28 protein-coding genes and 1 pseudogene are annotated in these 26,318 nt (G+C 67.1%); 18 read left to right on the top strand and 11 right to left on the bottom strand.

Annotated elements, in window-relative coordinates:
* The first annotated feature begins 81 nt into the window (after positions 1 to 81).
* A complete protein-coding gene (locus ABD683_RS18145) occupies positions 82 to 498 on the top strand; it encodes a nuclear transport factor 2 family protein (RefSeq protein ID WP_344771477.1) in 417 nt (138 codons plus the stop codon).
* Here ABD683_RS18145 and ABD683_RS18140 read toward each other — a convergent pair.
* The 4 genes from ABD683_RS18140 to lpdA are packed head-to-tail and all read right to left on the bottom strand — an operon-like array spanning position 495 to position 5,205.
* Positions 495 to 1,004 (bottom strand): mycothiol transferase, encoded by a 510-nt coding sequence (locus ABD683_RS18140; protein WP_344771476.1) that lies wholly within the window; start codon positions 1,002 to 1,004, stop codon positions 495 to 497. The two genes, ABD683_RS18145 and ABD683_RS18140, sit on opposite strands and share 4 nt — an antisense overlap.
* Positions 1,001 to 1,885, bottom strand: coding sequence for a TIGR01777 family oxidoreductase (locus ABD683_RS18135; protein ID WP_344771475.1), 885 nt, complete (start codon positions 1,883 to 1,885; stop codon positions 1,001 to 1,003). Before ABD683_RS18135 ends, ABD683_RS18140 begins: the two co-directional genes overlap by 4 nt.
* A 5-nt stretch (positions 1,886 to 1,890) precedes the next feature.
* Positions 1,891 to 3,801 (bottom strand): 2-oxoglutarate dehydrogenase, E2 component, dihydrolipoamide succinyltransferase, encoded by a 1,911-nt coding sequence (sucB, locus tag ABD683_RS18130; protein WP_344771474.1) that lies wholly within the window; start codon positions 3,799 to 3,801, stop codon positions 1,891 to 1,893.
* A gap of 21 nt (positions 3,802 to 3,822) precedes the next feature.
* Positions 3,823 to 5,205 carry a dihydrolipoyl dehydrogenase gene (gene lpdA / locus ABD683_RS18125; RefSeq protein WP_344771473.1) on the bottom strand — a complete coding sequence of 461 codons (1,383 nt, stop codon included), beginning with the start codon at positions 5,203 to 5,205 and terminating at the stop codon, positions 3,823 to 3,825.
* Between the two features lie 97 nt (positions 5,206 to 5,302).
* Between lpdA and ABD683_RS18120 the strand changes: the two genes are divergently transcribed.
* Both ABD683_RS18120 and ABD683_RS18115 read left to right on the top strand, forming a co-directional pair.
* Positions 5,303 to 5,872, top strand: a complete 570-nt coding sequence (locus ABD683_RS18120) for a hypothetical protein (protein WP_344771472.1) — start codon at positions 5,303 to 5,305, stop codon at positions 5,870 to 5,872.
* A 3-nt stretch (positions 5,873 to 5,875) separates the two neighbouring features.
* A complete protein-coding gene (locus tag ABD683_RS18115) occupies positions 5,876 to 6,358 on the top strand; it encodes a pyridoxamine 5'-phosphate oxidase family protein (protein WP_344771471.1) in 483 nt (160 codons plus the stop codon).
* A gap of 1 nt (position 6,359) precedes the next feature.
* Here ABD683_RS18115 and ABD683_RS18110 read toward each other — a convergent pair whose 3' ends face one another.
* Positions 6,360 to 7,811, bottom strand: a complete 1,452-nt coding sequence (locus ABD683_RS18110; protein WP_344771470.1) for a leucyl aminopeptidase — start codon at positions 7,809 to 7,811, stop codon at positions 6,360 to 6,362.
* A gap of 42 nt (positions 7,812 to 7,853) precedes the next feature.
* Here ABD683_RS18110 and gcvT point away from each other — a divergent pair, with 42 nt between their 5' ends.
* Together gcvT and ABD683_RS18100 are read left to right on the top strand one after the other, a co-directional pair.
* Entirely contained in the window at positions 7,854 to 8,954 is a 1,101-nt protein-coding gene (gene gcvT, locus ABD683_RS18105) for a glycine cleavage system aminomethyltransferase GcvT (protein ID WP_344771469.1), read from the top strand.
* The gene (locus ABD683_RS18100; RefSeq protein WP_344771468.1) at positions 8,954 to 9,151 is read left to right on the top strand and encodes a hypothetical protein; all 198 of its coding nucleotides are present in this window, start codon (positions 8,954 to 8,956) and stop codon (positions 9,149 to 9,151) included. The genes gcvT and ABD683_RS18100 overlap by 1 nt, the downstream gene beginning before the upstream one ends.
* 4 nt (positions 9,152 to 9,155) lie before the next feature.
* Here the strand turns inward: ABD683_RS18100 and ABD683_RS18095 are convergent, their stop codons facing one another.
* On the bottom strand, positions 9,156 to 9,713 hold the full coding sequence (locus ABD683_RS18095; RefSeq protein ID WP_344771467.1) for a DUF3043 domain-containing protein: 558 nt from the start codon (positions 9,711 to 9,713) through the stop codon (positions 9,156 to 9,158).
* 31 nt (positions 9,714 to 9,744) lie between these two features.
* On the opposite strand from ABD683_RS18095, the gene ABD683_RS18090 reads away from it, so the two are divergent.
* The 11 genes from ABD683_RS18090 to ABD683_RS18040 all read left to right on the top strand — a co-directional run bounded on the left by ABD683_RS18090 (position 9,745) and on the right by ABD683_RS18040 (position 20,125).
* Positions 9,745 to 10,446, top strand: coding sequence for a PspA/IM30 family protein (locus tag ABD683_RS18090; protein WP_344771466.1), 702 nt, complete (start codon positions 9,745 to 9,747; stop codon positions 10,444 to 10,446).
* A gap of 6 nt (positions 10,447 to 10,452) precedes the next feature.
* Positions 10,453 to 11,349 (top strand): zinc metalloprotease HtpX, encoded by an 897-nt coding sequence (gene htpX / locus ABD683_RS18085; RefSeq protein ID WP_344771465.1) that lies wholly within the window; start codon positions 10,453 to 10,455, stop codon positions 11,347 to 11,349.
* A gap of 2 nt (positions 11,350 to 11,351) precedes the next feature.
* On the top strand, positions 11,352 to 11,918 hold the full coding sequence (pspAB, locus tag ABD683_RS18080; RefSeq protein ID WP_344771464.1) for a PspA-associated protein PspAB: 567 nt from the start codon (positions 11,352 to 11,354) through the stop codon (positions 11,916 to 11,918).
* Positions 11,919 to 11,947: 29 nt separating this feature from the next.
* A complete protein-coding gene (locus tag ABD683_RS18075; protein WP_344771463.1) occupies positions 11,948 to 13,216 on the top strand; it encodes an aspartate aminotransferase type Ic in 1,269 nt (422 codons plus the stop codon).
* A gap of 5 nt (positions 13,217 to 13,221) precedes the next feature.
* Positions 13,222 to 14,337: a glycerate kinase family protein gene (locus tag ABD683_RS18070; RefSeq protein ID WP_344771462.1), complete on the top strand. Its 1,116-nt coding sequence runs from the start codon at positions 13,222 to 13,224 to the stop codon at positions 14,335 to 14,337.
* A 77-nt stretch (positions 14,338 to 14,414) separates the two neighbouring features.
* Complete coding sequence (locus tag ABD683_RS18065) at positions 14,415 to 14,783, top strand: HesB/IscA family protein (RefSeq protein ID WP_344771461.1); 369 nt, start codon at positions 14,415 to 14,417, stop codon at positions 14,781 to 14,783.
* Between the two features lie 65 nt (positions 14,784 to 14,848).
* Positions 14,849 to 15,823, top strand: a complete 975-nt coding sequence (locus ABD683_RS18060) for a carbohydrate kinase family protein (protein ID WP_344771460.1) — start codon at positions 14,849 to 14,851, stop codon at positions 15,821 to 15,823.
* Positions 15,824 to 15,945: 122 nt separating this feature from the next.
* A complete protein-coding gene (ctaC, locus tag ABD683_RS18055) occupies positions 15,946 to 16,761 on the top strand; it encodes an aa3-type cytochrome oxidase subunit II (protein ID WP_344771632.1) in 816 nt (271 codons plus the stop codon).
* The gene (gene ctaD / locus ABD683_RS18050; protein WP_486303579.1) at positions 16,761 to 18,518 is read left to right on the top strand and encodes an aa3-type cytochrome oxidase subunit I; all 1,758 of its coding nucleotides are present in this window, start codon (positions 16,761 to 16,763) and stop codon (positions 18,516 to 18,518) included. Before ctaC ends, ctaD begins: the two co-directional genes overlap by 1 nt.
* A gap of 3 nt (positions 18,519 to 18,521) precedes the next feature.
* Positions 18,522 to 18,917, top strand: a complete 396-nt coding sequence (locus ABD683_RS18045) for a cytochrome c oxidase subunit 4 (RefSeq protein WP_344771459.1) — start codon at positions 18,522 to 18,524, stop codon at positions 18,915 to 18,917.
* 50 nt (positions 18,918 to 18,967) lie between these two features.
* Positions 18,968 to 20,125 (top strand): L,D-transpeptidase, encoded by a 1,158-nt coding sequence (locus ABD683_RS18040; RefSeq protein WP_344771458.1) that lies wholly within the window; start codon positions 18,968 to 18,970, stop codon positions 20,123 to 20,125.
* A gap of 132 nt (positions 20,126 to 20,257) precedes the next feature.
* On the opposite strand, the pseudogene qcrB reads toward ABD683_RS18040, so the two are convergent.
* The 4 genes and pseudogenes from qcrB to ctaE form a co-directional block, all read right to left on the bottom strand.
* Positions 20,258 to 21,964 (bottom strand): annotated as a pseudogene (qcrB, locus tag ABD683_RS18035) (cytochrome bc1 complex cytochrome b subunit).
* Complete coding sequence (gene qcrA / locus ABD683_RS18030; protein ID WP_344771457.1) at positions 21,961 to 23,004, bottom strand: cytochrome bc1 complex Rieske iron-sulfur subunit; 1,044 nt, start codon at positions 23,002 to 23,004, stop codon at positions 21,961 to 21,963. Before qcrA ends, qcrB begins: the two are co-directional and overlap by 4 nt.
* A complete protein-coding gene (gene qcrC, locus ABD683_RS18025) occupies positions 23,001 to 23,828 on the bottom strand; it encodes a cytochrome bc1 complex diheme cytochrome c subunit (protein WP_344771630.1) in 828 nt (275 codons plus the stop codon). The genes qcrA and qcrC overlap by 4 nt, the downstream gene beginning before the upstream one ends.
* Before the next feature lie 73 nt (positions 23,829 to 23,901).
* The gene (gene ctaE, locus ABD683_RS18020) at positions 23,902 to 24,540 is read right to left on the bottom strand and encodes an aa3-type cytochrome oxidase subunit III (RefSeq protein ID WP_486303578.1); all 639 of its coding nucleotides are present in this window, start codon (positions 24,538 to 24,540) and stop codon (positions 23,902 to 23,904) included.
* Positions 24,541 to 24,566: 26 nt separating this feature from the next.
* On the opposite strand from ctaE, the gene ABD683_RS18015 reads away from it, so the two are divergent.
* Both ABD683_RS18015 and trpD read left to right on the top strand, forming a co-directional pair.
* A complete protein-coding gene (locus ABD683_RS18015) occupies positions 24,567 to 24,971 on the top strand; it encodes a response regulator (RefSeq protein WP_344771456.1) in 405 nt (134 codons plus the stop codon).
* 4 nt (positions 24,972 to 24,975) lie between these two features.
* The gene (gene trpD / locus ABD683_RS18010) at positions 24,976 to 26,028 is read left to right on the top strand and encodes an anthranilate phosphoribosyltransferase (RefSeq protein ID WP_344771455.1); all 1,053 of its coding nucleotides are present in this window, start codon (positions 24,976 to 24,978) and stop codon (positions 26,026 to 26,028) included.
* On the opposite strand, the gene ABD683_RS18005 is transcribed toward trpD, so the two are convergent.
* Positions 26,025 to 26,309 carry an Lrp/AsnC family transcriptional regulator gene (locus ABD683_RS18005; protein ID WP_344771454.1) on the bottom strand — a complete coding sequence of 95 codons (285 nt, stop codon included), beginning with the start codon at positions 26,307 to 26,309 and terminating at the stop codon, positions 26,025 to 26,027. The genes trpD and ABD683_RS18005 overlap by 4 nt on opposite strands.
* Positions 26,310 to 26,318 lie beyond the last annotated feature (9 nt).

The raw sequence follows: 26,318 nt of genomic DNA, 5'->3' as shown, positions 1-26,318 counted from the left end.
ACCAAGGCATTGACGTCGCTGACCAGTCCCGCCTGTGGATGCCGATCGGCGTCATCGGCGCGATTGGTGCATGGTGCCGCGATGGACTGGATCTCCGTGCTGGTTGCAGCGGTGACATCCGTGCTCGGCTCCAACGACCTCCACTGGGCCGGCGTGCTCGGTGAGCTGGACGACGTACGGGCCGAGGCGTTCGCCCACCGTGACGCGGCACTGCTCGACAAGGTCTACGCGCCCGGGAGCTCGGGACGCACCCAGGACGCGTCGATCATCAGCGCCTATGCGAGCCGCGGTGCACGGGTGACCGGCGCCGACCTCGTCCTGTTGTCGTGCACGGTCAGGAGCTCGTCTGCAGAGCAGGTTCGGCTCGACGTCGTCGACCAGCTCGAGTCATCGCGCATCGTCTGGGACGACGGCACCTCGCGGGCTCTCCCCACGGATCAGCCGACCCGTCGTGTCGTGACCCTCATCCGCACCCGCGACGGATGGCGGATCGACTAGTCGTCGCCGACGAGCCCGTCGATCAGCTCGCGGGCGATGTCGATGTGCCCGAGGTGGCGGGCGTACTCCTGGCTGACGTGCAGCAGGATCGACAGCAGCGTCGGCAGGGAGTCACCCGATGCGAACATGCCGCCGACAGTCGCCCGGTCGGCGAGGTCGTGGTTCTCGACGATCGACCGCGTGCGTCGGCCGCCCTCGTCGAGGGCGTCGAGCAGAACGCCGATCGGCCGGTCGGTGACGAAGCTGCCGTCCGCGGCCCGGTCGGCTCGTGGACGGGGTACGTCCTCGCCGACGAATCCCCAGACGAGCCATCGGCGCTCCATGTGCACGAGATGCTCGACCATGGTCGGCAGGGTCCAGCCCGATGGCACGATGCTCGTCGCCAGCTCGGCCTCGCCGAGACCTGAGCACGTGCGGCGTACCTCGGCTCGGAAGAAGTCGAGGTATTCGATGAAGCCGGCTCGTGGATCGGTGCGGGGAATGGAGGGCTCGGGGACTCCGGTCACAGGCCGGCCTCGAGGGTCGACCGCAGGTCGGGGTGCTCGAACGTGAACCCGGCCCGGGTCAGGGCGGCGGGGGAGAGCCGCAGCGAACCGAGCAGGTCGCTCGCGATGCTCGTGCCGAGGGCGGCCTTGAGCGCGAACGACGGCGCCGTGAGGAACGTCGGACGATGCAGCGCCCTGCCGAGCTCGTCGGTCAGGTCGGCGTTGGTCTGCGAGCTGGGCGTCGTGAGGTTGAACGGTCCGCTGGCGGTCGGGGAGGCGGCGATGTAGGTGACCGCACGCAGCCAGTCCTGCAACGAGATGACCGACATGTATTGCGTGCCGGGTCCGAGCTTCGCACCCCCGCCGAGCTTGAACGGCACCTGCATCAGCTTGAGGATTCCGCCGCTCTTGTCGAGGACCAGCGACGTACGGAGGAACGCCACGCGGGTCGTCTCGACGGCTGGAGCGGCGGCGGCCTCCCACGCCTGGACGATGTCGGCGAGGAATCCGGTACCGCCGCGGCTCGACTCGGTGAGGACTTCGTCGCCGCGATCCCCGCCGTAGAAGCCCATCGCCGAACCCGACAGCAGCGCCGGTGGTGTGGGCGACTTCGCGATGGCCTGAGCCAATGTGCCGGTCGGAGACGTACGCGAGTCGAGCAGCTCCTGCTTGTAGGCGCGCGTGCGGGGCCATCGTGAGATCGACGCGCCGGACAGGTTGACCACGACGTCCGCGGAGTCGATCACGTGCTGGTCGATGACCCCTGCGGCAGGATCCCACCGTGAGGCATCGTCACCGGTCCCAGATCGCACCAGGCGGGTGACAGTGTGCCCCTCAGAACGCAGGTGGTCAGTCAGTGCGGTGCCGAGAAACCCCGACGCCCCACCGATGACGACCTGCATCCGAGTCAGGATCCGAGCTCGACCTCGAACGCTCCGGCCTGCAGTCGCTGCTTGACGGCGGTGAGGAAACGTCCGGCATCTGCGCCGTCGACCAGTCGGTGGTCGTACGTGAGCGCGAGGTAGGCCATGCTGCGGACCGCGATGCTCTCGCCGACCTGCGGGTCGGTGATGACGACCGGGCGCTTGACGACCGCGCCGACACCCAGGATGGCAACCTGCGGCTGGTTGATGATCGGCGTGTCGAACAGTGCGCCGTTGCTGCCGAGGTTGGTGATCGAGAACGTGCCGCCGGACAGCTCGTCCGGGAGGATCTTGTTGTTGCGCGTCCGATCGGCGACGTCGGCGATCTTGCGTGCCAGACCCGCGATCGAGAGGTCGCCGGCGTCCTTGATCGTGGGCGCGAGCAGGCCGCGCTCGGTGTCGACGGCGATCGAAAGGTGCTCACCCGACGGGTAGGTAATGACACCCTCCTCGAGGTTGAGGGCCGCGTTGAGCACGGGGTAGAGCTTGAGCGCCTCGATCGCGGCCTTCGCGAAGAACGGCAGATAGGTCAGCTTGACGCCCTCGCGTTCGAGGAACGCGTCCTTGTGCTTGGCACGCAGGCGAGCGACCTCGGTGACGTCGACCTCATGGACCTGCGTCAACTGGGCTGACGTCTCGAGGGACTCGACCATGCGCGTCGCGATGGTCTTGCGCAGACGCGACACCTTCTCGGTCTTGCCGCGCAGGGGCGACGGCTCGGCGGACGGCGTAGGCGCAGCGGGCGTGCCCGCGGCGGGCGCGGCTGCCGGCTTGGCCTCGGCCGCATCGATGACGTCCTGCTTGCGGATGCGTCCGCCCACGCCCGTACCGGTGATCGCGGCAAGGTCGACGCCGTGCTGTTTGGCGAGCTTGCGCACGATCGGTGTGACGTAGGAATCGGTCTGACCCGAGGCGGCGGGTGCCGGCGCGGGAGCGGCAGGTGCGGCGGCCGGAGCCGGTGCGGCCTCGGGTGCGGCGGCCGGAGCCGGTGCGGCCTCGGGTGCGGCCTGCGTCTCAGGCTGGGCGGGCTCAGGCGTCGGGGCGGGTGCCGGCTCGGGCGCGGGTGCCGGCTCCGGAACTGTCGGCGCGTTGGGTGCCTCGACCGGTTCGGGATACGGGGCGGGCTCGGGATCCGGCGCGGGGGTCGGAGCAGGAGCCGGATCGGCAGGTGCCGGAGCAGCAGCTGCGTCGGCGGAGCCGATGATCGCGAGCTCGGCGCCGACCTCGACGGTCTCGTCCTCGGCGACCTTGATCTCCAGCAGCTTGCCAGCGACAGGTGACGGGATCTCGGTGTCGACCTTGTCGGTCGAGATCTCGAGCAGCGGCTCGTCGACGGCGACGTCGTCACCGACCTGCTTGAGCCACTGGGTCACAGTGCCCTCGGTGACGCTCTCGCCCAGTGCGGGGAGCGTCACCGCGGTACCGCCACCGGAGGATGCCGGAGCGGCTTCGGCCTGCGGAGCGGGTGCCGACTCTGCGGCGTCCTGCTGGGCCTGTGCGCTGTCGACAGGAGCGGCGGAGCGCTCCTCAGCGACAGGCGCCGGCTCGGCTGCGGGTGCTGGCTCTGCGGCAGGTGCCGGCTCGGGCTCAGTGGCAGGTGCGGGCTCGGCGGCTGGCGCCTCGGCTGCGGGCGTGGTGTCTCCGCCGGCGGACTCGCCCGCGTCACCGATGATGGCGAGCACGGCGCCGACCTCGACGGTTTCGTCCTCGGCTGCCTTGATCTCGAGCAGGACTCCGGCGACCGGCGACGGGATCTCGGTGTCGACCTTGTCGGTCGAGATCTCCAGCAGCGGCTCGTCGACGGCGACGGTGTCACCGACCTGCTTCAACCATTGCGTGACTGTTCCCTCGGTGACACTTTCACCAAGGGCAGGAAGGGTGACAGACGTAGCCATGGGGTCCTCTGGTTCTCCGGGTCAGGCGTGTGAGTGTAGGGGCTTGCCGGCCAGGGCCAGTGCGGCCTCGCCGAGTGCTTCGTTCTGGGTGGGGTGTGCGTGGATGAACTGCGCGACGTCCTCGGGGTAGGCCTCCCAGTTGACCATGAGCGAGGCCTCGCCGACCTGCTCGCCGTATCGGGCGCCGATCATGTGGACGCCCACGATGGGTCCGTCCTTCTCGCGGACGAGCTTGACGCTGCCCGCCGTACCGAGAATCTGTGACTTGCCGTTGCCGCCCAGGTTGTAGTCCTGGATCTCGACCTTGTCATCGCCGTACTTCTCACGGGCCTGCGGCTCGGTGAGGCCAACGGAGGCGATCTCGGGATCGCAGTAGGTGACTCGAGGGATACCCGAGTCGATGACGGGCTGCGGCTTGAGTCCGGCGATCTCCTCGGCGACGAAGATGCCGTGGGCGAAGCCGCGATGTGCGAGCTGGAGTCCGGGTACGAGGTCGCCGACGGCGAAGACACCGTCGACATTGGTGGCAAGGCGCTCGTTGGTGGGGACCCAGCCACGGTCGACCGTGATCCCGGCCTCTTCATAGCCCATCCCAGCCGAGTTGGGTCCACGTCCGACCGCGACGAGCACCAAGTCGGTCTCGATCGTGGTGCCGTCCTCGAGGCTCACGGTGACCCCCGCTTCGGTCTGCACGACACCCGTGAACTTCACACCGGTCTTGAAGTTGATCTTGCGCTTGCGGAATGCCCGCTCGAGCTGCTTGGACAGCGACGGGTCCTCGAGCGGGATCAGCGTCGGCAGCCCTTCGATGATCGTGACGTCGGCGCCGAACGACTTCCAGACCGAGGCGAACTCGACGCCGATGACGCTGCCGCCGATGATGACGACCTTCTCAGGCACCTCCGTCATCGTCAGGGCTTCAGAGCTCGTGATGACGCGGCCACCGATCTCCACTCCGAGCGTGCGCGACACCGAGCCCGTGGCGAGCACGACGTTGGTGCCGGTGTACTGCTGACCGTTGACCTCGACGGTCTTGGGCCCGACGAGCTTGCCGTCACCCTCGACGACCGTGATGCCGCCGGACTTGATGAGGCCCTGCAGGCCCTTGTAGAGGCGATCGATCACGCCGTCCTTGTAGGCGTTGACGGCCGGCATGTCGATGCCGTCAAACGTCGACTTCACCCCGTAGTGCGAGCCATCGCGGGCGCCATCGGCGATCTCAGCCGCGTGAAGCAACGCCTTGGTCGGGATGCATCCCGTATGGAGACACGTGCCGCCCAGCTTGCCCTTCTCGATCAGAGCGACTGACTTGCCGAGCTGTACGGCGCGGAGTGCGCACGCATAGCCGCCACTTCCGCCGCCGAGAATCACGATGTCGAAGTTGTTGCCGGCGGTGTCCGCCACGGTGTCCTCCCAAGGGAAATCTCGTTCATCCTCATCTTGTCACTCGACCCGAGCAAGGTGCCACCGGGGTGAGGACTCATCGGGCACAATTGCGGCCATGGGAATCTTCCGCGGGCGCAAGGCACGGACTGACGGCGGCGCCGTCGTGTCCGATCGCAACGCCAGCAAGGGCGACCTGGACGCGCTGCGCGCGTTCGCGGAGTCGCGCAAGGGCGTCGAGGGCTACATCGAGCCCAAGACGTCGGTGACGCAGACGACCTTGCTGCTCGTCGCCGCTGACGGCGAGTCGCTCCGGCGCCGCGTGGCATCGGCCCAGGCCGCTGCGGAGTTCGCCCGCAAGAAGCTCAACATCCCGGTCTACGACGCCAACCTGGTCGGCATTCCGTCTCGCAAGCGCGAGTACGACCTCCGCAAGGCCAAGGGTGCCACGCCGCCGCGCTCCTCGACCCCGGCGCCCGTGAAGCAGACTCCCAAGGAGCTCGCCGCGATCATGACGCTGGAGTCCGTCGCCGGCGTCGACCCGTTGCCGACCAACCCGTCGTTCGACGAGCTGATGGTCGTCTATCGCAAGGCACGCAAGCAGGCACATCCCGACCGGCTCGGCGGTGCGCGCGCCAAGTGGGACCAGGTCGAGGACGCCGCACGAGCCTTGGGGCTCCCCGACTAGGTCATGGACGACCTGTCGGGGCACGCGCACTCACTCGTCGACTCGATCGCGTACGTGACGATCGGTTCGATCAACGACGACGGCACCCCGTGGACGAGCCCGGTCTACTTCACGGCCGATGGGCTCCGTGACTTCTACTGGACCTCCAGCCAGACGTCGCAGCACTCACGCAACGTCGAGGCGCGCCCGGAGGTGAGCCTCGTGGTGTTCGACTCGAGGGTCCCGGCCTACCACGGTCGCGCGTTGTACGGATCCGCCGTTGCAGAGGTCGTCGAGGGCGACGAGCTCGCTCACGGACTGGAGGTCTATCCGGGGCCCGAGGCGCGCGGCGGGAGCCAGCTGACCCTCGCCGACGTCACGGGCGAGTCGCCCTACCGGTTGTACCGGGCCCGCGCGACGGAGGTCTGGGTCCTGTGTCCCCGTGATCCCCGCCAGCCCTGCCCGCTGCACGGCCACAACTTCGACCACCGCGAGCGGGTGCTCTGAGCTACTTGCTCGACATCTCCAGCGCGAGCTTGACCAGGGTGCGCACACCCGTGCCGGTGCCACCCGCCGGCGTGTAGTCGTATGCAGAACCTTCGTTGAACGACGGTCCGGCGATGTCGAGATGTGCCCACGGGACGTCGTTGACGAACTCGCGCAGGAACGCCGCGGCGTACAGCGTGCCGCCGTACGGCTTGGGGTTGTGCTGGCGCAGGTCGGCGATCTTGGACGAGGTGACCAGTGCCTTCATCTCCTCGGCGATCGGCAGCGGCCACATCGACTCGCCGGCCTCCTTGGCCGAGGCCAGGACCCGCTCGCCGAAGTCGTAGTCGTTGCCCAGCACGCCACTCGTACGCTCGCCGAGCGCCACGACGCACGCACCGGTCAGGGTGGCGACGTCGACGATGCGGTCGGGCTTGCCCTCGGCGGCGAGTGCGAGGCCGTCCGCGAGCACGAGACGTCCCTCGGCGTCGGTGTTGAGCACCTCGACCGTGCTGCCGTTGCGCATGGCCAGGACGTCACCCGGACGCGTCGCCGAGCCGCTGGGCATGTTTTCGGCGAGACAGGCGTACGTCGTCACCTTGATCGGCAGGCCGAGCTTGGCGATCGCGACGGTCGCGGCGGCGACGGCAGCAGCCCCGGCCATGTCGATCTTCATCGTCGCCATGCCGGTGCCCGACTTGATCGAGAGTCCGCCCGAGTCGAACGTGATGCCCTTGCCGACGAGTGCGAGGTGTGCGACGGCGTTGGCGGGTTCGTACGTCAGCGACACGAGGCGCGGCGGGCTGACCGAGCCCTGCCCGACGCCGAGGATGCCGCCACAGCGTTCCTTGGCGAGTCGCTTCTCGTCCCAGACGGAGACCTTGACCGTGGTGCCGGCGTGCGCCGAGATGGCGTCCGCGAACGCCGTCGGGCGGAGGTCGCCGGGAGGGGTGTTGACCCAGTCGCGAGTGATGTTGACCGCCTCGCTGACGGTTGCAGCGCGCTCGACGGCCTTGGTCGCGAGCGTCTGACGGGCGAAGGGGCTCAGGATCGTGGCGGTCTTGAGCTCGGGAGCCTTCTTGGCGCCCTTGCCCTTCTTCTTGGACTTGTAGACCTCGTAGCGGTAGGCGCCCAGCGCGATGCCCTCCGCGATCGCCTCGACCTCGTCGACCCCGGTCGGGTGTAGGGCCACGGCGATGTTGGTCGCGTTCTTGGCAGCGCGTACGCCGCGGGCCACGGCGCGGCGGAGGTCCTCGGCGTCCGGCTCGTCCGGCAGCGCGACGGCGACCACAAGGTCTGCCTTGACGGCGCCGTCGGACGGGAACGCCACGACCTGGTCCTTCTCGCCGGTGAACCCGAGCAGCTCCAGTGCTGACGAGAACCCCTCACGGTCCTCGTCGTTGCGGATCCCGATGATCAGTGCGTCGGCGCGGGCAGTGGCTGGCTTGGTCGTGCTGAGGCTGACGGTAGGCATGTGCCTCACTGTATATACGGCGGCCCGTCTAGGGTTTGCGGCATGGATCTGCTGCACTCGCCCCTGCACGACCGCCACCTCGCCCTCGGCGCCAAGCTCGCGGAGTTCGGCGGCTGGGACATGCCGCTGGAGTACGCCGGCGGTGGCGTGCTCGCTGAGCACAAGGCCGTACGCGAGGCCGTCGGCCTGTTCGACGTCAGCCACCTCGGCAAGGCGCTCGTGCGTGGCACCGGTGCGGCGGCCTTCGTCAACGCCTGCTTCACCAACGACCTCGAGCGGATCGTGCCCGGCAAGGCGCAATACACGCTGTGCTGCGAGGAGGACGGCGGCACCGTCGACGACCTCATCGCCTATCTCCGCAGCGACTTCGAGGTCTTCCTCATCCCCAATGCGGCCAACACGGCAGCCGTCGTGGCGAAGCTCCAGGCCGAGGCGCCGGACGGCATCGAGGTCACCGACCTGCACCGCGACTACGCGATCCTCGCGATCCAGGGACCGCTGAGCGATGAGGTTCTCCAGTCGCTCGACCTCCCGGTCGACCACGAATACATGTCGTTCGCCGATGCGCAGATCGCCGGCAAGGACATCACGGTGTGCCGTACCGGCTACACGGGTGAACGTGGCTACGAGCTGGTCGTGCCCGCGGATGACGCCGTCGACGTCTGGGACGCCGTCATGGCAGCGGGGGAGGCGTACGGCATCCGTGCCTGTGGCCTCGGTGCCCGCGACACCCTGCGCACCGAGATGGGCTACCCGCTGCACGGCCACGAGCTGTCCGCCGAGATCAGCCCCGTGATGGCGCGAGCCGGCTGGGCCGTCGGCTGGAACAAGGACACGTTCTGGGGCAAGGACGCCCTGCAGCGTCAGCGCGACGAGAAGTCGGTGCGTACGCTGCGCGGCCTCGTGGCGCAGGGTCGCGGCATCCCGCGTCCCGGGATGACGGTGGCCGACGAGTCGGGCGCCGAGCTCGGCGAGATCACGTCCGGCACGTTCTCGCCGACGCTGCGCCAGGGCATCGGTTTGGCTCTGCTGGAGCCGTTGGTCGCGGACGGTGCAACTGTCGTGATCGACGTGCGGGGGCGGTCGGAACTGTTCACGGTGACCAAGCCGCCATTCGTCGAACCGTCGACCAAGGAGAGCTGATGAGCTGGACGTGGACGCTGGAGACCGCTGCAGGAGATGTCATCCGCTCGTCGGAGGAGTTCGAGAGCCGTGGTGACGCCGAGTCGTGGATCGGTGAGGCGTTCGGAGACCTGGTGGCTGACGGAGTCGACCAGGTGCGTCTGTTCGACGGCGAGAACGAGGTCTACGGCCCGATGTCGCTGCACGCTGACAGCTGAGCTTCTAGTACTTCGCCTTCATGGGTGCGCCGTGCTTGAGCTGCGGCTTGGGCAGGCGCATGCGACGCAGCTGCATGCTGCGCAGGATCGCGTAGGCGATGGTGCCCTTGGTCTCCTCGGGCTTGAAGCGTGCCTTGAGCTCCTTGCGCAGCGAGCGCGTCAGGATGATCACGTCGATCACGACGCCAAGGATCACGACGGGGTAGACCAGCGCCGTGGCGTAGTTGGTCCACTCCGGGTGTCCGGTCGCGCCGGCGACGAAGAGGAACACCAGGATGACGAAGAGGAACGGGATCAGCAGCTCACCAACATTGCGGCGACGGTCGACGAAGTCACGGGCGAAGCCGCGGACTGGTCCCCGCTCGCGTGCCGGCAGGTAGCGCTCGTCGCCGGTCTTGAGCGCCTCGCGCTGCTTGGCCCGGATCTCCTCGCGGGCGGCACGGTCGCGCTTGACCTGGTCCTTGCGTGAGACCGGGGCCTTCAGGCGCGCCTTGCGAGCCGCTTCGGCCTCTTTGCGGCTCGGCGTTGCGCGCCCTTTTCCGGTCTCAGTCTCGTCTACCACCCGCGACACGCTACCCCGTAGGCTGGAGCGCATGAGCATCGGTTCGCGGTTGTCCAGGATGTTTAGAGCGTGGCGTGAGGGCGGCCAGGACATCGACGACCTGAAGGAAAAGCTCGACGAGACCTACCGCACCCAGACGACGCTCCTGCAGCAGGTTCGCCGCTCCGTCGCCGACGTCGCGACCAGTCGCAAGCGGGTCGAGCTGCAGCTTGCCGCGCTCAACCAGCAGATCTCCCAGCTCGACGACCAGGCTCGTCAGGCCGTCGGCCAGGGCAACGACGACGAGGCTCGTGCGATCCTCGCCCGCAAGGTCTCGCTCGAGAAGGCCGCGACCGAGCTGTCGCAGCGGCACGCGGACCTGAAGGCGGAGGAGGACAAGCTCCACGACTCGGCGATGAAGATGGAGCAGGACGTCGAGAGCTTCCGTGCCCGCAAGGACACCCTCGCGGCCCGCCACACGGCCGCCAGCGCACAGGCCGGCATGAACGACGCGAGCAAGGGCATCACGTCGGCCGCGAGCGACGTCAGCCAGGCCATGGAGGCCGCCGAGCGCCGCACCCGAGAGCTCGAGGCCTCTGCCGACGCGGTCGACGAGCTCGTACGCGAGGGCCTCATCAGCAAGCCCGGCGAGAGTGCCAACGAAGCCGCCGCACGACGTTTCGACGCGGCGCTCGACAGTCCGGAGGTCAGCCGTCAGATGGATGCGTTGACTGACGGCAACGAGTCGAAGTAGCCGGCCATGGCGCGTACTCGGTTCCGCAGCGACCGTGGGCTGACGTTCCGCATGGGTGGCGTCGGGCTCGGACTTGGAGCGCTCTACGTCGCGTTCGGCGCGCTGCTCATCACCCAGACCAACTTCGCGTTGGGCTTGATCATCACGCTGGGCATGGCCTGGGGACAGTGGTACTTCTCCGACACGCTCGCGCTCAAGTCGATGGGCGCCAAGGAAGTCACGCCCGAGCAGGCGCCCGAGCTGCACGCCATGATCGACCGGCTCTGCTCGCTCGCCGACATGCCCAAGCCGAGGGTCGCGGTCTCGGTGACCGACATGCCCAACGCGTTCGCCACGGGTCGCACCCCCAAGCACTCGGCCGTCTGCGTCACCACTGGGATCATGCAGCGGCTCGACGCGGATGAGCTCGAAGGTGTGTTGGCGCACGAGCTCTCACACATTGCCAACCGTGACGTGTCGGTGATGACGGTCGCATCGTCTCTCGGGCTGCTGGCGGGCTTCATCACCCGCTGGGGCATGTACTTCGGAGGTGGCCGCAACCGCGACAACAACGGGGGAGGCGTGCCGTTCCTCGCGGTGTTCGCGGTCAGCCTGGTCGTCTACTTCGTCAGCTTCCTGCTCACCCGGGCGCTGTCTCGCTACCGCGAGCTCAGCGCCGACCGCAGCGGCGCCTACCTGACGGGCAGGCCGTCGACTCTGTCCTCCGCACTCGTCAAGATCTCCGGTGAGATGGCACGCATCCCCAACCGTGATCTCCGCGAGGCCTCGGCGATCAGCGCGTTCTTCTTCGCACCGGCCATCAACCGCGAGTCGATCGGTGCCCTGATGTCGACGCACCCGCCGCTGCAGCAACGACTCGACAACCTCGCCAAGATCGGCGCCGAGCTGTCCGAGAAGGGCTGAGGATGGGCATCCTCGACTCGATCCTCGGGCGCAGCAAGCCTCCGGCGGCCAACCTCGACGCACTGTTCGCGGTGCCGCAGGCCGCCCTGTCGCTGGCGGGTGAGGGCTTCACCGCGACCGGCGTCGGCGGGGTCTGCTACCGGGCTGCCGAGGGTGGCGCATTCGCCGAGACCGAGACACAGATCAAGCAGCTGGTTGCGACGGGTGGAGGCCCGACGATCGAGGGCACGACCGATCGGTTCGGCTTCCGCTGGCTGACCGTCACACGTACGGACTCCGACGTGTCGGGGCTCGTGACCGATCTGCACGCCGCCAACGCCTCGCTCGCGGACGCAGGGTTCGGATCGGCGCTGCTGTGCTCCACGGTGGTGTTCACGACACCGGCCAAGAAGCCTATGGCGCTCGTCTATCTCTACAAGCGCGGGACGTTCTATCCCTTCGCTCCCGAGACCGACGAGCGGCGCGACAACGCGCTCGAGCTGCAGGTCCGCGGTCTGATCGCCAACGACGTCACGGTCGAGGCCGACCTGTCCCGCTGGCTCGCGATCTGGGGCGCTCCCGGGCTTTAGCCGCCAGCCGCTCGCGATAGGTTGGGGACGTGGCTTTCCCGACCCTTTCCCGTGACCAGATCCAGGAGCTTCTCGTCGAGCAGTCGGCCAAGTACGCCGACCTCCAGGAAGCCCAGCTCAAGCTCGACCTGACCCGGGGCAAGCCGTCCCCTGAGCAGCTCGACCTGTCCAACGCGCTGCTCTCGCTCCCGGGCGACGACTTCAAGGACGACGGCACCGACACCCGCAACTACGGCGGGCTGGCCGGGTCCAAGGGACTCCGCGAGATCTTCTCCGAGGTCATGCAGGTTCCGGTCGACCAGGTCGTCTGCGGCGACAACGCGAGCCTCGCCCTGATGCACGACACCCTCGTCTTCTCGTTGCTGCACGGCACGGTCGACTCACCCAGGCCGTGGGCCAAGGAAGACGCGATCAAGTTCATCTGTCCCGTGCCCGGCTACGACCGCCACTTCTCGATCTGTGAGACCTACGGCATCGAGATGGTCCCGGTGCCGCTCAACGACGACGGCCCTGACATGGAAGCCGTACGCGAGCTCGTCAAGGACCCTGCCGTCAAGGGCATGTGGCTCGTGCCGACCTATGGCAACCCGAGCGGATCCGTCGTCAGCGAGGCGGTCGCGGCCGAGCTGGCCGCCATGGAGACCGCCGCGCCGGACTTCCGCATCATGTGGGACAACGCCTACGCCGTGCACCACCTGACTGAGCAGCAGACCAAGACGGCCGACATCCTCGGGTTGTGCGCCGCCTCAGGTCATCCGAACCGACCGATGATCTATGCCTCGACGTCCAAGATCACGTTCGCCGGCTCGGGCATCCCGTTCATGGGCGGCTCCGAGGCCAACATCGCGTGGTACCTCACGCACGTCGCCAAGCGCACGATCGGTCCCGACAAGGTCAACCAGCTGCGCCACCTGCGTTTCATCAAGGACGTCGACGGACTGCACGCCCTCATGGACCAGCACCGGGTGATCCTTGCGCCCAAGTTCAGCAAGGTCGTGGAGATCCTCGAGGCGCGTCTCGGCGGTCATGAGGTCGCGACCTGGACCGATCCCAAGGGCGGCTACTTCGTGAGCCTCGACACGGTCGACGGCCTGGCGTCTCGCGTCGTGCAGCTCGCCAAGGATGCCGGCATCGCGATGACGCCGGCCGGAGCGGCCTTCCCGTACGGCAACGACCCTCGCGACCGCAACATCCGGATTGCACCGTCGTTCCCGGGCCTGCCCGAGCTCGAGCAGGCGATCGACGGCCTGGCGACCTGCGTGCTGGTCGCCGCCGCGGAGCAAGCGCTGGCCAGCTGACGCCAATGCGTGTCCTGATCGCACCCGACGCGTTCGCGGGCACTCTCTCGGCGCCCGAGGCGGCCCGTGCGATCGCCGAGGGATGGAAGCGGTACGCCACTGACGACACCGTGACGGTGGCTCCGGTGGCCGACGGTGGCCCCGGCTTCGTCGCCGTCCTGCACGAGGCGCTCGCCGGGGAGCTCGTCTCCGTGCTCGTTCGCGGTCCGCTCGGCGATGACGTACCCGTCTCGCTGCTGCTCGTCGGCGACACGGCATACATCGAGAGTGCCCAGGCGTGCGGGCTCCACCTGGCCGTGCCGCCCGACGCGTTGCGCGCGTCGACGTACGGTGTGGGCCAGCTGATCGCCGCAGCCCTCGATCGCGGAGCGCAGCGGGTCGTCGTCGGCCTCGGTGGGAGCGCCACGAACGACGGGGGAGCCGGATTGCTCGCCGCCCTCGGCGCCACGGGTGACCGGCCGCTCGATGCGGGACCTGCGGGCCTCGAGGGCATCGCATCGGCTGATCTGTCGCCCGTGCGCAGAGCGCTCAAGGGCGTCGAGATCGTGATCGCCGCCGACGTCGACGTCACGCTGCTCGGCATGTTCGGCGCGACCAAGACGTTCGGTCCGCAGAAGGGGTTGTCGGAGCCCGACATCATCCGCGTCGACGGCATCCTTGACCAGTGGGTCGTGGCGACGTGTGGCACGACGCCGGCCGAGCGCCGCCCCGCCGATGCCAAGGGGGCCGGTGCGGCGGGCGGTCTCGGATTCGCCCTGATGCTGCTCGGGGGCACAGTCGTCTCGGGCATCGACCTCGTGACCGACGCGGTCGGTCTCACGGCACTGGCCAGGACGCACGACCTGGTGGTGACGGGTGAGGGCACGTACGACTTCTCGTCGCGCTCGGGCAAGGCGGTCTACGGGGTCGCGACGGTCGCTGCTGCGGCGGCGCGTCCCTGCATCGTGCTCGCCGGACAGGTCAGCGTCGCGTCACGCGAGATGCGGGCGATGGGCGTCGAGAGCGCCTACTCGGTGGCCGACCTGGTCGGCATCGACGACGCGATGCGTGCGCCCTTCAACTCGCTGGCGGCACTCGCCGAGCGTGTCGCCCGTACGTGGTCGCCACGCCGTATTGAATGAACGCGTACGATGGAATGGAATCGACGCGCCACGGGTTGCACATCGTGACGAGTCCAAACCAGAACTTGGGAGTACGCATGACGATCGAGACTGAGCAGTCCACCGTCGAGGCCACGCCGGACACTGGGGTCACCCTCAGCGCGGGTGCTGCCGACAAGGTGAGCAGCCTGCTGGCACAAGAAGGTCGCGACGACCTCGCCCTGCGCATCGCGGTTCAGCCCGGCGGTTGCTCGGGCCTGCGCTACCAGCTCTTCTTCGACGAGCGTTCGCTCGACGGTGACCAGATCTTCGAGTTCGGCGGCGTCAACGTCGTGGTCGACCGCATGAGCCTGCCCTACCTCGGCGGTGCCACGATCGACTTCGTCGACACGATCGAGAAGCAGGGCTTCACGATCGACAATCCCATGGCCACGGGTTCGTGCGCCTGCGGTGACTCGTTCCACTAGTCACTGAGAGTTACCTCATACGACGGCCTTCCGCATCGCGGGAGGCCGTTGTCTATCCTTGACGGGTGCACCTCGCCATCACAGGTTCGATCGCCACAGATCACCTCATGACCTTTCCCGGCAAGTTCGCTGACTCGCTCGTGCCGGAGGAGCTCGACAAGATCTCGTTGTCGTTCCTCGTCACGGACCTCGACGTACGCCGAGGTGGTTGCGGAGCCAACATCGCCTTCGCCCTCGCCAAGCTCGGCCACCGCTCGCTCCTCGTCGGGGCAGTCGGGCGTGACTTCGAGACCGAGTACCGCGGCTGGCTCGACGACGCGGGTGTCGACACCAGCGGTGTCCTCGTCTCCGACACACGCCACACGGCGCGCTTCGTGTGCACCACCGACACAGATCTCGCGCAGTTCGCGACGTTCTACGCCGGCGCCATGTCGGAGTCCCGCGACATCGACCTGTTCTCGCTCGGCAGCGACTTCGACCTGGTCCTGGTCGGACCCGACGACCCCGAGGGAATGCTGCGTCACACCCAGGCCTGTCGCGACCGCGGCGTCGCCTTCGCAGCCGACGTCTCCCAGCAGCTCGCGTGGGCTGACGGTGATGTCATCCGGCAGCTGATCGACGGCGCGACCTATCTCTTCAGCAACGACTACGAGGCTGCGCTCATCGAGCAGAAGACCGGTTGGTCGACGGCCGACGTCCAGGCGCACGTCGGCACCCGCATCGTGACCCGCGGCAAGGACGGCGTCACCGTCTATCCCGCCGACGGCGAGCCGATCAACGTCAAGGCCATCGAGGGTGTCGTCGCGGTCGACCCGACCGGCGTCGGCGACAGCTTCCGGGCGGGGTTCCTCGCCGGAATCGCAGCAGGTCTCGGCTTCGAACGTTCCGCGCAGATAGGCTGCACGATCGCTGCCAGCGTCGTCGAGACGACCGGCACACAGGAGTACGTCCTCGAGCGCGAAGGCTTCCTGAAGCGCCTTGGATCGGCGTACGGCGAGCAGGCGCAGGCCGAGGTTGACGCCGCCCTCACCCTCGCGTGACGAGCAGGGCCGACACGCGCCCCCAACGTAGGTTGACCTCACCGTCCAGGCACGCTTGCGCTGGGCTAAGGTTCTTGATGTCGGAGACAGTCATGGTTCAGAAAGGCGCCCCCGTGGGTCGTATGAAGCTGGCGATTCTCGCCTTTGCGGTCTTGGCGTTGAGTGCGTGTTCCCCCAAGGGTGACCACGATCTCGAGCGCCTTGGTCTGCCGGTTGCCGGCAGTGACCGGTCGCAGTCGATGTGGGAGCTGTGGCTCGGCGGGTGGATTGCCGTCCTCGTGGTCTTCGTCCTCGTGTTCGGCCTCATCGTCTACGCGATGGTCCGCTACCGTCGGCGCAGCGACGACGAGGTTCCGGTCCAGATCCGCTACAACCTCCCGATCGAGGCGCTCTACACGTTCGCGCCCGTCATCATCGTCGCGGTGTTCTTCTTCCACACCGTCACCTCGCAGAACGAGATGCTCGAGAAGGTCGACAACCCCGACCACACGATCGAGGTCATCGGCAGCAAATGGCAGTGGGGCTTCAACTACCTCGACGAGTCCGCCGTCAGCGAGGACGTCTTCGAGGTCGGCACACCCGAGGACCCGACCGAGCTGTGGCTCCCGGTCGACGAGTCGGTGCGGTTCAACCTCAAGTCTCCCGACGTCATCCACTCGTTCTGGGTGCCGGAGTTCTACTTCAAGCTCGACGTCGTCCCCGGACGCGTCAACTCGTTCGACATGACACCGACCCGCGAGGGCGTGTTCACGGGCCGCTGCGCCGAGCTCTGCGGCCTCTACCACTCACGCATGATCTTCAAGGTCCACGTGGTCTCGCGCGCCGACTACGACGCGCACCTCAAGGAGCTCGAGGCAGCCGGCGACACGGGCCGTCCCACGGGCGCCAAAGAGGCCGACACGATCGCCGGCCTGAACACAGACGGAGAAGAGGGCTGATGGCCGACGCAACGGCGACTGCCGCATTCGACGACGCCTCCGATCGCGCAGGCGTTCGGGAGCGCACCCTGGGCCAAAAGGTCGTCATGGTGCTGACCACGACCGATCACAAGGTGATCGGCAACATGTACCTCGTCACCTCGTTCGCGTTCTTCATCTTCGGCGGCATTCTCGCGCTGCTGATCCGCGCTGAGCTGGCCCAGCCGGGCACGCAGCTCGTCGATGACGAGGTCTACAACCAGTTCTTCACGATGCACGGCACGATCATGCTGCTGCTGTTCGCGACACCGCTGTTCTTCGGCTTCGGCAATGCGATCATGCCCCTGCAGATCGGTGCGCCCGACGTCGCGTTCCCGCGCCTCAACATGTTCAGCTACTGGCTCTACCTGTTCGGTGGCCTGATCGTCGTCTCGGGCTTCATCGCCCCGGGCGGCGCCGCAAGCTTCGGCTGGTTCGCCTACGCGCCGCTGTCGGACGCGGTGAACTCGCCCGGGGTCGGTGGTGACCTCTGGATCATGGGCCTGTGGATGGCCGGCCTCGGCACGATCCTCGGTGCCGTCAACTTCGTCACCACGATCTTCACGATGCGTGCGCCCGGCATGACCATGTTCCGCATGCCGATCTTCGTCTGGAACACGCTCGTCACCAGCATGCTCGTGCTGATCGCGTTCCCGATCTTCGCGGCCGCGCTGCTGTCGCTCGAGGCTGATCGTCGACTCGGCGCCCACGTCTTCGACGCCGCCAACGGTGGCCCGATCCTGTGGCAGCACCTGTTCTGGTTCTTCGGTCACCCCGAGGTCTACATCATTGCCCTGCCGTTCTTCGGCATCATCACCGAGATCCTGCCGGTCTTCAGCCGCAAGCCGATCTTCGGCTACATCGGTCTGGTGGGCGCGACCCTGATGATCGCGGCCCTGTCCGTGGCGGTGTGGGCGCACCACATGTTCGTCACCGGCGCCGTCGACCTGGCGTTCTTCTCCTTCATGACGTTCCTGATCGCGGTGCCCACCGGCGTGAAGTTCTTCAACTGGATCGGCACGTTGTGGGGGGGATCTCTGTCCTTCGACACCCCGCTGATCTTCGCGCTCGGCTTCCTCGTGACCTTCCTCTTCGGTGGTCTGACCGGCATCATCCTGGCCGCGCCGACGCTCGACTTCCCGATCTCCGACAGCTACTTCGTCGTGGCTCACTTCCACTACGTGGTGTTCGGAACCGTGGTGTTCGCGATGTTCGCCGGGTTCTACTACTGGTGGCCCAAGCTCACCGGCCGGATGCTCGACGAGAAGCTCGGCAAGATCCACTTCTGGCTGCTGTTCCTGGGCTTCCACATGACGTTCCTGGTGCAGCACTGGCTGGGCGTCGAGGGCATGCCGCGTCGCTACGCCGACTATTCGCCGACCGACGGATTCACCACGCTCAACGAGATCTCCTCGATCGGCGCCTTCCTGCTCGGCGCATCGACCCTGCCGTTCTTCTTCAACGTCTGGAAGTCGCGCAAGAGCGCCAAGGTCAACCTCGACGATCCGTGGGGTTGGGGCCGCTCGCTGGAGTGGGCCACCTCATCGCCGCCGCCGCGCCACAACTTCGTGTCGCTGCCGCGCATCCGTTCTGACAGCCCGGCCTTCGACCTGCACCACCCGGAGATCGCAGCCCTCGAGCTCGCCCACAACCCGGGTGAGTCCAGCGGGCTCGCGGATGCACCCGACGTGAACGGCAAGGGTCAAGCCATCTCCGACGCGAAGAAGAAGGGCCACTGATCCATGAAGGCCGAAACTTGGACAATCCTCGGGTGTGGAATCTTCTTCGCCCTGATCGCCCCCGTCTACTGGGTGCTGACTGAGGACCCGACCGGCACGTCAGCCCTCGTGATGACGTTCCTGCTCTGCGCCCTGCTGGGCTTCTACCTCGCGGTGGTCGCCAAGCAGATCCCCGATCGTCCGGAGGACCGCAGCGACGGCGAGATCGCCGAAGGTGCGGGGGAGCAGGGCTTCTTCCCGCCCTACAGCTGGTGGCCGCTGTTCGCCGCCATGGCCTTGGCCGTGTGCGCGTTGGGCATCGTGTTCGGCTGGTGGCTGTTCATCATCGGTGCCGGCTTCGGTGCGGTCATGGTGTGTGGCTGGATCTTCGAGTACTACCGCGGCATCCACGCTCACTGAGCGCGCTGACCGATTCCAAGCCTGTCGCCCCGTAACCGTAGACTGGCCGGGTGAGGGAATTCCGCAAAGTCGCCGTTGTCGCGTGCGTCTCCGCGCTGCTGCTGTCGGCGTGCTCGGGTGTCAAGGACGTCGTGGTCCCGAAGGACCCGGTCGTGCTGAAGGCCAACGTCGCGGACAAGGCTGCCGATGTCCACGTCGACACCATCGTGAGTGCCTCAGCCTCCGATGGAGAGATCACGAAGGTGTCGCTCGCCAGCACTGACGGCAAGTCCACGATCAAGGGACGGGTCGCCGGCGGCGACTGGATCGCGACACAACGTCTCGAGCCCGGCACCGCCTACGCGTTCAGCGTCACCGGCAAGGGTGAGGACGGCAAGGACGCCACCATCACGCGCACGTTCTCGACACAGAAGCTGACGCTGGCGCAGCAGACCTATCCGTCAGTGGCACCGCTGAAGGGTGAGACGGTCGGTGTCGGTATGCCGGTCATCGTCACGTTCGATGTACCCGTCAAGAACCGCGAGCTGTTCGAGCGCAACATGTCAGTGCAGTCGACTCCGGCCGTCGAGGGCTCGTGGCGCTGGTTCAGCGACCGCGAGGTGCACTTCAGGCCCGAGGAGTTCTGGCCCGCGGGCGCCAAGGTCAAGGTCGTCCTGCGGCTCAACTCGCTCCCTGCTTCGGAGGGCATCTACGGACAGCAGGACCAGGTCATCGACTTCACGATCGGCCGCAAGGCCGTCAGCACCGTCGACGTCGCGGCGCACACGCTGACCTACACGGTCGATGACAAGGTCGTGCGCACGATCCCGGTGACCACCGGCGACGCCGGCCACAAGTCGCGCGAGGGCACCAAGGTCATCATGGAGAAGTTCTCCAAGGTCGACATGGATGCCGCGACAACGGGAGTCGACTCCGAGGATCCCGACTACTACAACATCAGCGACGTCAAATGGGCCATGCGGGTGACCAACTCCGGTGAGTTCCTCCACGCGGCGCCGTGGTCGGTGCGCTCCCAGGGCAACGCCAACGTCAGCCACGGCTGCACCGGCATGAGCACGGCAAACGCCGCCTGGCTGTTCAAGCAGTCGCGTCGCGGAGACGTCGTGAAGTACGTCAACAGCTCGCGTGCCCTCGAGGACCGCAATGGTTGGACCGACTGGAACGTCGACTGGGCCAAGTGGCAGCAGGGCTCAGCCTTCGCCGTCTGAGCGACGTGGCTGGCCCCCACGACGGTGTGGCGGCCACCCGGTCGCGTCCCTACTCCCGGGCATACCGGCGCAGCAGCTCCAGGCACCAAAAGGGGCCGCACCCCCACCGGGTGCGGCCCCTTCTTGGATGGATCAGTGGACGCGGGGGACGCCCGTCTCGGACACACCCACGAACTCGTCACCGAGCTCGACGGGGTGGCCGTCGATGTGAGCGAGATGCTCCTCGGCGTGCTGCACGTCATCGACGGTCGGCTTGTCCAGGACACCGTGGAAGTAGCGCTTGCGTACCCAGGCTTGGACCTTCGCCTTGCGGCTGTGAGGAGCGGCCACACCGTTCTTGTCCGTCTCAACCGGTGCGGTGAGCTCCGGCAGGCGCTCGTGCGTCGTGAGCGCGAACTGTCGAACGGGGTCGAGCGGTGCGTGGCGCTCGGAGTAGGCGCCGTCGGGCGTGCGCTCGATGACACCTGTCTCGTAGCCGTGCAGGATCTTGTTGGCGTCCTGACGTTGCAGGCCGATGCAGATCCGCTTGGTCACGATGAACGCAACGACCGGCAGGATGAAGAATCCGAATCGGAGTGTCCATGTGATCGCAAAGATGTCGAGGTGCAGACGCGTGGCGATGATGTCGTTGCCGCCTGCCATCCAGAGCACCGCGTAGGCTGTCATGCCCGCGACACCCAGCGCCGTGCGCGTGGGAGCGTTGCGAGGACGGTCGAGCAGGTGATGCTCCTTCTTGTCGCCCGTCATCCACTGCTCGACGAACGGCCAGATGCCGAGCACCGTGAACAGGAGAGTCATCGCACCGACTGCGGGGATGAAGACGTTCATGCTCCACGTGTAGTTGAACAGGTTGAACTCAAGGTCGGGCATCAGACGGACCGCGCCCTCGGAGAAGCCCATGTACCAGTCAGGCTGCGAACCGGCGGTGACCTCGGACGGGTTGTAGGGGCCTTACGCCCAGATCGGGTTGATCTGGAGCAGGGCGCCCATCAGCGCGGTGAAGCCGAACACGACGAAGAAGAATCCGCCGGCCTTGGCGGCATACACGGGGAGCATCGGGTAACCGACGACGTTCTTCTCGGTACGTCCGGGGCCAGGCCACTGCGTGTGCTTGTGGTAGACGAGCAGCAGCATGTGGGCGCCGATCAAGCCCAGCAGGAGAGCCGGGATCAGCAGGATGTGAGCCATGTAGAGGCGGGGGATGATCTCGTCGCCGGGGAACTCGCCGCCGAACATGAAGTACTCGAGGTAGGAGCCGACCAGCGGGATCGAGCGAAGGAGACCGTCGACGAAGCGAAGGCCGGTGCCGGACAGCAGATCGTCGGGCAGCGAGTAGCCCGCGAAGCCCTCGACGAGTCCCATCGACAGGAGGCCGACCCCGATGAGCCAGTTGATCTCACGCGGCTTGCGGTAGGCGCCGGTGAAGAACACGCGCAGCATGTGCAGGATCATCGCGGCAACGAACAGCGCTGCCGCCCAGTGGTGGATCTGCCGGATCAGCAGGCCGCCGCGGATGTCGAACGAGATGTCTAGGGTCGAGGCGTAGGCCTGCGACATCTCGAGTCCCTTCAGCGGGGCGTAGGAGCCGTCGTAGACGACCTCGCTCATGCTGGGCTGGAACCAGAACGTGAGGAACACGCCGGTCAGGAGCAGGACGATGAAGCTCCACAGGGCGATCTCGCCGAGCATGAACGACCAGTGCTCGGGGAAGACCTTGCGGATCATCTTCTTCTGCGAGGTGGCCAGGCCGAGTCGGTCGTCGAGCCAGGCGACGGGTCCGCCGGCCTTCTTGCCCAGGCCGGTGTCTTCGATGTTGGTGTATTCGTCAGTTGTCGTCATGACTTCTTGTCCAACTTCTTCTGATCACGCGCGAGCTCGGGATAGCTCGGGCCGACGATGTGGGGGAAGTCGCTGACGGCGATGAGGTAGCCCTCGCTGTCGACCGCCAGCGGCAACTGGGGCAGAGCACGGTGCGCCGGGCCGAAGATGACCTTGCCGTTGTCGGCGAGGTCGAACGTCGACTGGTGGCACGGGCAGAGCACGTGGTGCGTCTGCTGCTCGTAGAGGCTGATCGGGCAACCGACGTGGGTGCAGATCTTGGAGTAGCAGAGGATGCCGTCGACGCCCCAGTTCTCGCGACCCTTCTCCGGGGTGATGTCCTCGGGGCGCATGCGCACCACGATGACGGCTGCCTTGGACTTGGCCTGCAGGAGCTCCTTGCCGTGCAGGACGCGCTCGCCCTCGGCGTCGGTCTCGTACATGATCGCGGGCTCGCCGTTGACCAGCGAACCGACTTCGAGGTCGGACGGCTTGATCGGGGTGCCGGAGACGTCGTTGACGACTCGCATGCCCTTCTTCCACACGGTGTTGCGCTGTCCGTGCGGCAGCGGACCGAGGTCGCCGAGCATGATCACGGCGGGCAGTCCGAGGGCGCCCACGGCGCCGAGCAGGCTGTTGCGGATCAGCGGGCGACGACCGATGCCCGACTCGTCGAGTCCCTTGTTGATCTCCTCGAGTGCGAACTGGCGATCCTCGTCAGTCGAGGCTACCGGGTGACGCAGCTCGACGATCTCGTGGTCGCCCATGAGCTTCTTGGCCCACTGGATGATCCCGACGCCCATGAGCAGCAGCGCGCCGCCGAGCGTCGCGCCGAGCGTGAAGTTCATGGCGGACCAACCCAGGAATGTCTGGTCCTTGTCGATCACGACGTAGGCGACGCAGAAGCCGAGCAGCAGCAGCGTGGCGACGCCGAACATGGCCGAGATCTGACGCTCGGTGCGACGCGCCATTGCAGGATCGACGTCCTGCGGGCGCTCCTGGTGCTCCTGGAGGCCGGGGTTCTCGATCGGCTCAGAAACTTCGATCTCGCTGTCGCTCATGCCTTCTTCCTCACCCGAGCGCCGTGCGCGCCGATCCAGATGGCGAAACCGACGAGGCCGCCGATGCCGATGACCCACGTGAACAGACCATCGACCACCGGCCCGTGGCCGCCGCCGGCGAGTCCGCCGTACTCAGGCTGCGTCTGCAGCTTCTTGATGTAGGCGATGACGTTCTTCTTCTCCTCAGGCGTGATGGTCGTGTCGGCGAACACGGGCATCTGCTGGGGGCCGGTCGTCATGGCCTCGTAGATGTGCTTGGCGTCGACGCCCTTGAGCGAAGGGGCGTAGCGGCCACTCGGGAGGGCGCCTCCGGCACCGACCGAGTTGTGGCACGCCGTGCAGTTGGTGCGGAAGAATTCGCCGCCCTCGCGCAGTCCGTCGGCCGTGACGCTCTTGTAGTCGAGGTATTCGTCTTCGGGGATCGCCGGACCGGGAGCCAGTGAGGCGATGAAGGCCGCGAGCTCTGCGGTCTCCTCCTCGGTGTATTCCGGCGTCTTGCGCGGGGCCTGGGGTCCGGAGGCAGCCATCGGCATCCGGCCGGTGCCGACCTGGAAGTCGACGGCGGCAGCGCCAACACCGACGAGGGTCGGGCCGTAGTTGCCGTCGCGCTTGGTCTGGATGCCCTCGGCGTTCTTGCCGTGGCAGCTGGCGCAGCCGATGAGGAAGAGCTTGCGACCGGCCTCAACTTGTTGAGAGGACGCCTCCTCAGCTGTGGCGGGCTTCGGCGCGAACGCGGCATACATGCCGCCCGCGACGACGAGCCCCATGAGGAGCACGACGAAACCAGCGAGGGGATGCCGGCGTCTGGTCGACAGTTTCCGCACCGAGAACCTCATTCCTAGGAGTCAACTTCAGCGTACCGACGGTTGGCGTCGTACGAGTTAGTGAGGCAAGCCTTCATTTGAGCAGGTAGATCGTCGCGAACAAGCCGACCCAGACGATGTCGACGAAGTGCCAGTAGTAGGACACGACGATCGCCGAGATCGCCTGCTCGTGCGTGAACTTGCGGGCGACGAACGTACGGCCGATCACGAGGAGGAAGGCGATGAGACCGCCGAGGACGTGGAGTCCGTGGAAGCCTGTCGCGAGGTAGAACATGCTGCCGTAGGGCGAGCTGGAGATCGTGGTGTGCTCGGTGACCAGGGTTGCGTACTCCGTGGCCTGGCCGGCGATGAAGATCGCGCCCATGAAGTAGGTGAGGACGAACCACTCACGCATGCCCCACTGGCTGATCTGCCAGAGCTTGCCGCCGCGGCCCGGCTTGCCACGCTCGGCGGCGAACACACCGAACTGGCAGGTCACCGACGAGAGCACCAGGATCGTGGTGTTGATGCTGGCGAACGGGAGGTCGAGCTTGGAGGTCTCCTGGGACCACAACTCGGGGGAGATGTTGCGGATCGTGAAGTAGGCCGCGAACAGTCCCGCAAAGAACATGAGCTCACTTGACAGCCACACAATCGTGCCGACCGTCACCATGGACGGGCGGCCTTCCTGGCCGTGGAGTCGTGAAGCTGGAATCACCGATGTAGTCGCCACGCGAACATCATATGTACGATCGTTCCGTGAGTGAGCACAAGCCCCTACGTGTCCTGGTCTACAGCGATGATCGTGACGTCCGCGCCGCCGTCATCACAGCCCTCGGAGTGCGTCCTCACCCCGACCTTCCGGCCTTCGAGTACACCGAGGTCGCGACCGAGCCGGTCGTCTGGCAGCAGCTCGACGACGCCAGGGCCGACCTGGTGATCCTCGACGGTGAGGCCACTCCGGCCGGTGGCATGGGCATCGCGCGCCAGATGAAGGACGAGATCTTCAACGCGCCTCCCGTGCTCGTCATCACCGGCCGCCCCCAGGACGCGTGGCTCGCCACCTGGTCACGCGCCGAGGCTGTCGTCTCGCAGCCGCTCGACCCGATCCACCTCGCCGAGGTCGTCATCGACCTTGCGCGAGGTGTGCTCCAACCCGGCTGACGTCATGAGCAAGCCAGCCACGACCTCGTGGCCAGACGTCCTGTCGTCGCTCGTCGCCGGGCAGGACCTCGACGCCGCCTCGACGACGTGGGCGATGGAGGAGATCCTCTCCGGCAACGCCACGCCGACGCAGATCGCCGGCTTCGCGGTGGGCCTGCGGAGCAAGGGGGAGACCCTCAGCGAAGTACAGGGGCTCGTGGAGTCGATGTACAACCACGCGACGCCGTTGAACGTCGAGGGCCGCGTCGTCGACATCGTCGGTACGGGTGGCGACCGCGCCAAGACGGTCAACATCTCGACGATGTCGGCTGTGGTGATCGCGGGCGCGGGCATCCCGGTCGTCAAGCACGGCAACCGTGCCGCGTCGAGCGCCAGTGGCTCCGCCGACGTGCTCGAGGAGCTCGGCGTACGCCTGGACGTACCCGCAACCAAGATCGTCGACGTCCTGCAGGCCACCGGCATCACGTTCTGCTTCGCGCCGGTGTTCCACTCGTCCTTCCGCTTCACGGCGGTGCCGCGTCGTGAGCTCGGCATCCCCACGGTGTTCAACTTCCTCGGACCGCTCACCAACCCGGCGCGTCCCGCCGCGATGGCCGTGGGTGTCGCCGATGCGCGGATGGCGCCGCTGATGGCGGGCGTGTTCGCCGACCGCGGTGCCGATGCGTTTGTGTTCCGCGGCGACGACGGTCTCGACGAGATCACCACGACCACGACGACCACGGCATGGATCGCCGACGGCTCGACGGGACAGGTGAGCGAGGCGTCGATCGATCCCCGGTCGTTCGGCTTCGACTACACGCCGGGTTCTGAGCTGACCGGCGGTGACGCGTCGTTCAACGCCAAGGTGTTCGAGCGTGTGCTCGGCGGTGAGCAGTCCTCCGTACGTACGGCGGTGCTCCTGAACGCCGGTGCCGGCATTGCCGCGCACGAGGCGACAGGCGGCGACGTGCAGTCGCGACTCCAGGCCGGCATCGACCGGGCGAGCGAGTCGATCGACTCCGGCTCGGCGGCGCGGGTGCTCGACACCTGGGCCCGGACGACCCAGACGCTCGTCTAGGGCGTGTCGAGGCCGATCGAGAAGGCGGCCTCGAGGTCGTGCTGGCTGAACGTCTGGAACGCGATCTGCGTCTGCGTCGACAGCACGCCTTCGACCTTGTTGAGCTGGTCGGCCACGACCTTGGCAACGTCGTCGACCTCGCGTACGCGGACCATCGCGATGAGGTCGAGCTCACCGGTGACGGAGTAGACCTCGCTGACGCCGTCGATCGCGGCGATCTGCTCGGCAACCTGCGAGATGTGCGAGACGTCGGCCTGGATGAAGACGATGGCTGTGATCACGCCGCCAGC

The sequence above is a fragment of the Aeromicrobium panaciterrae genome (genome assembly GCF_039537165.1).
Classification (GTDB): domain Bacteria; phylum Actinomycetota; class Actinomycetes; order Propionibacteriales; family Nocardioidaceae; genus Aeromicrobium; species Aeromicrobium panaciterrae.
This window is presented reverse-complemented; position numbering and strand designations above follow the sequence as displayed.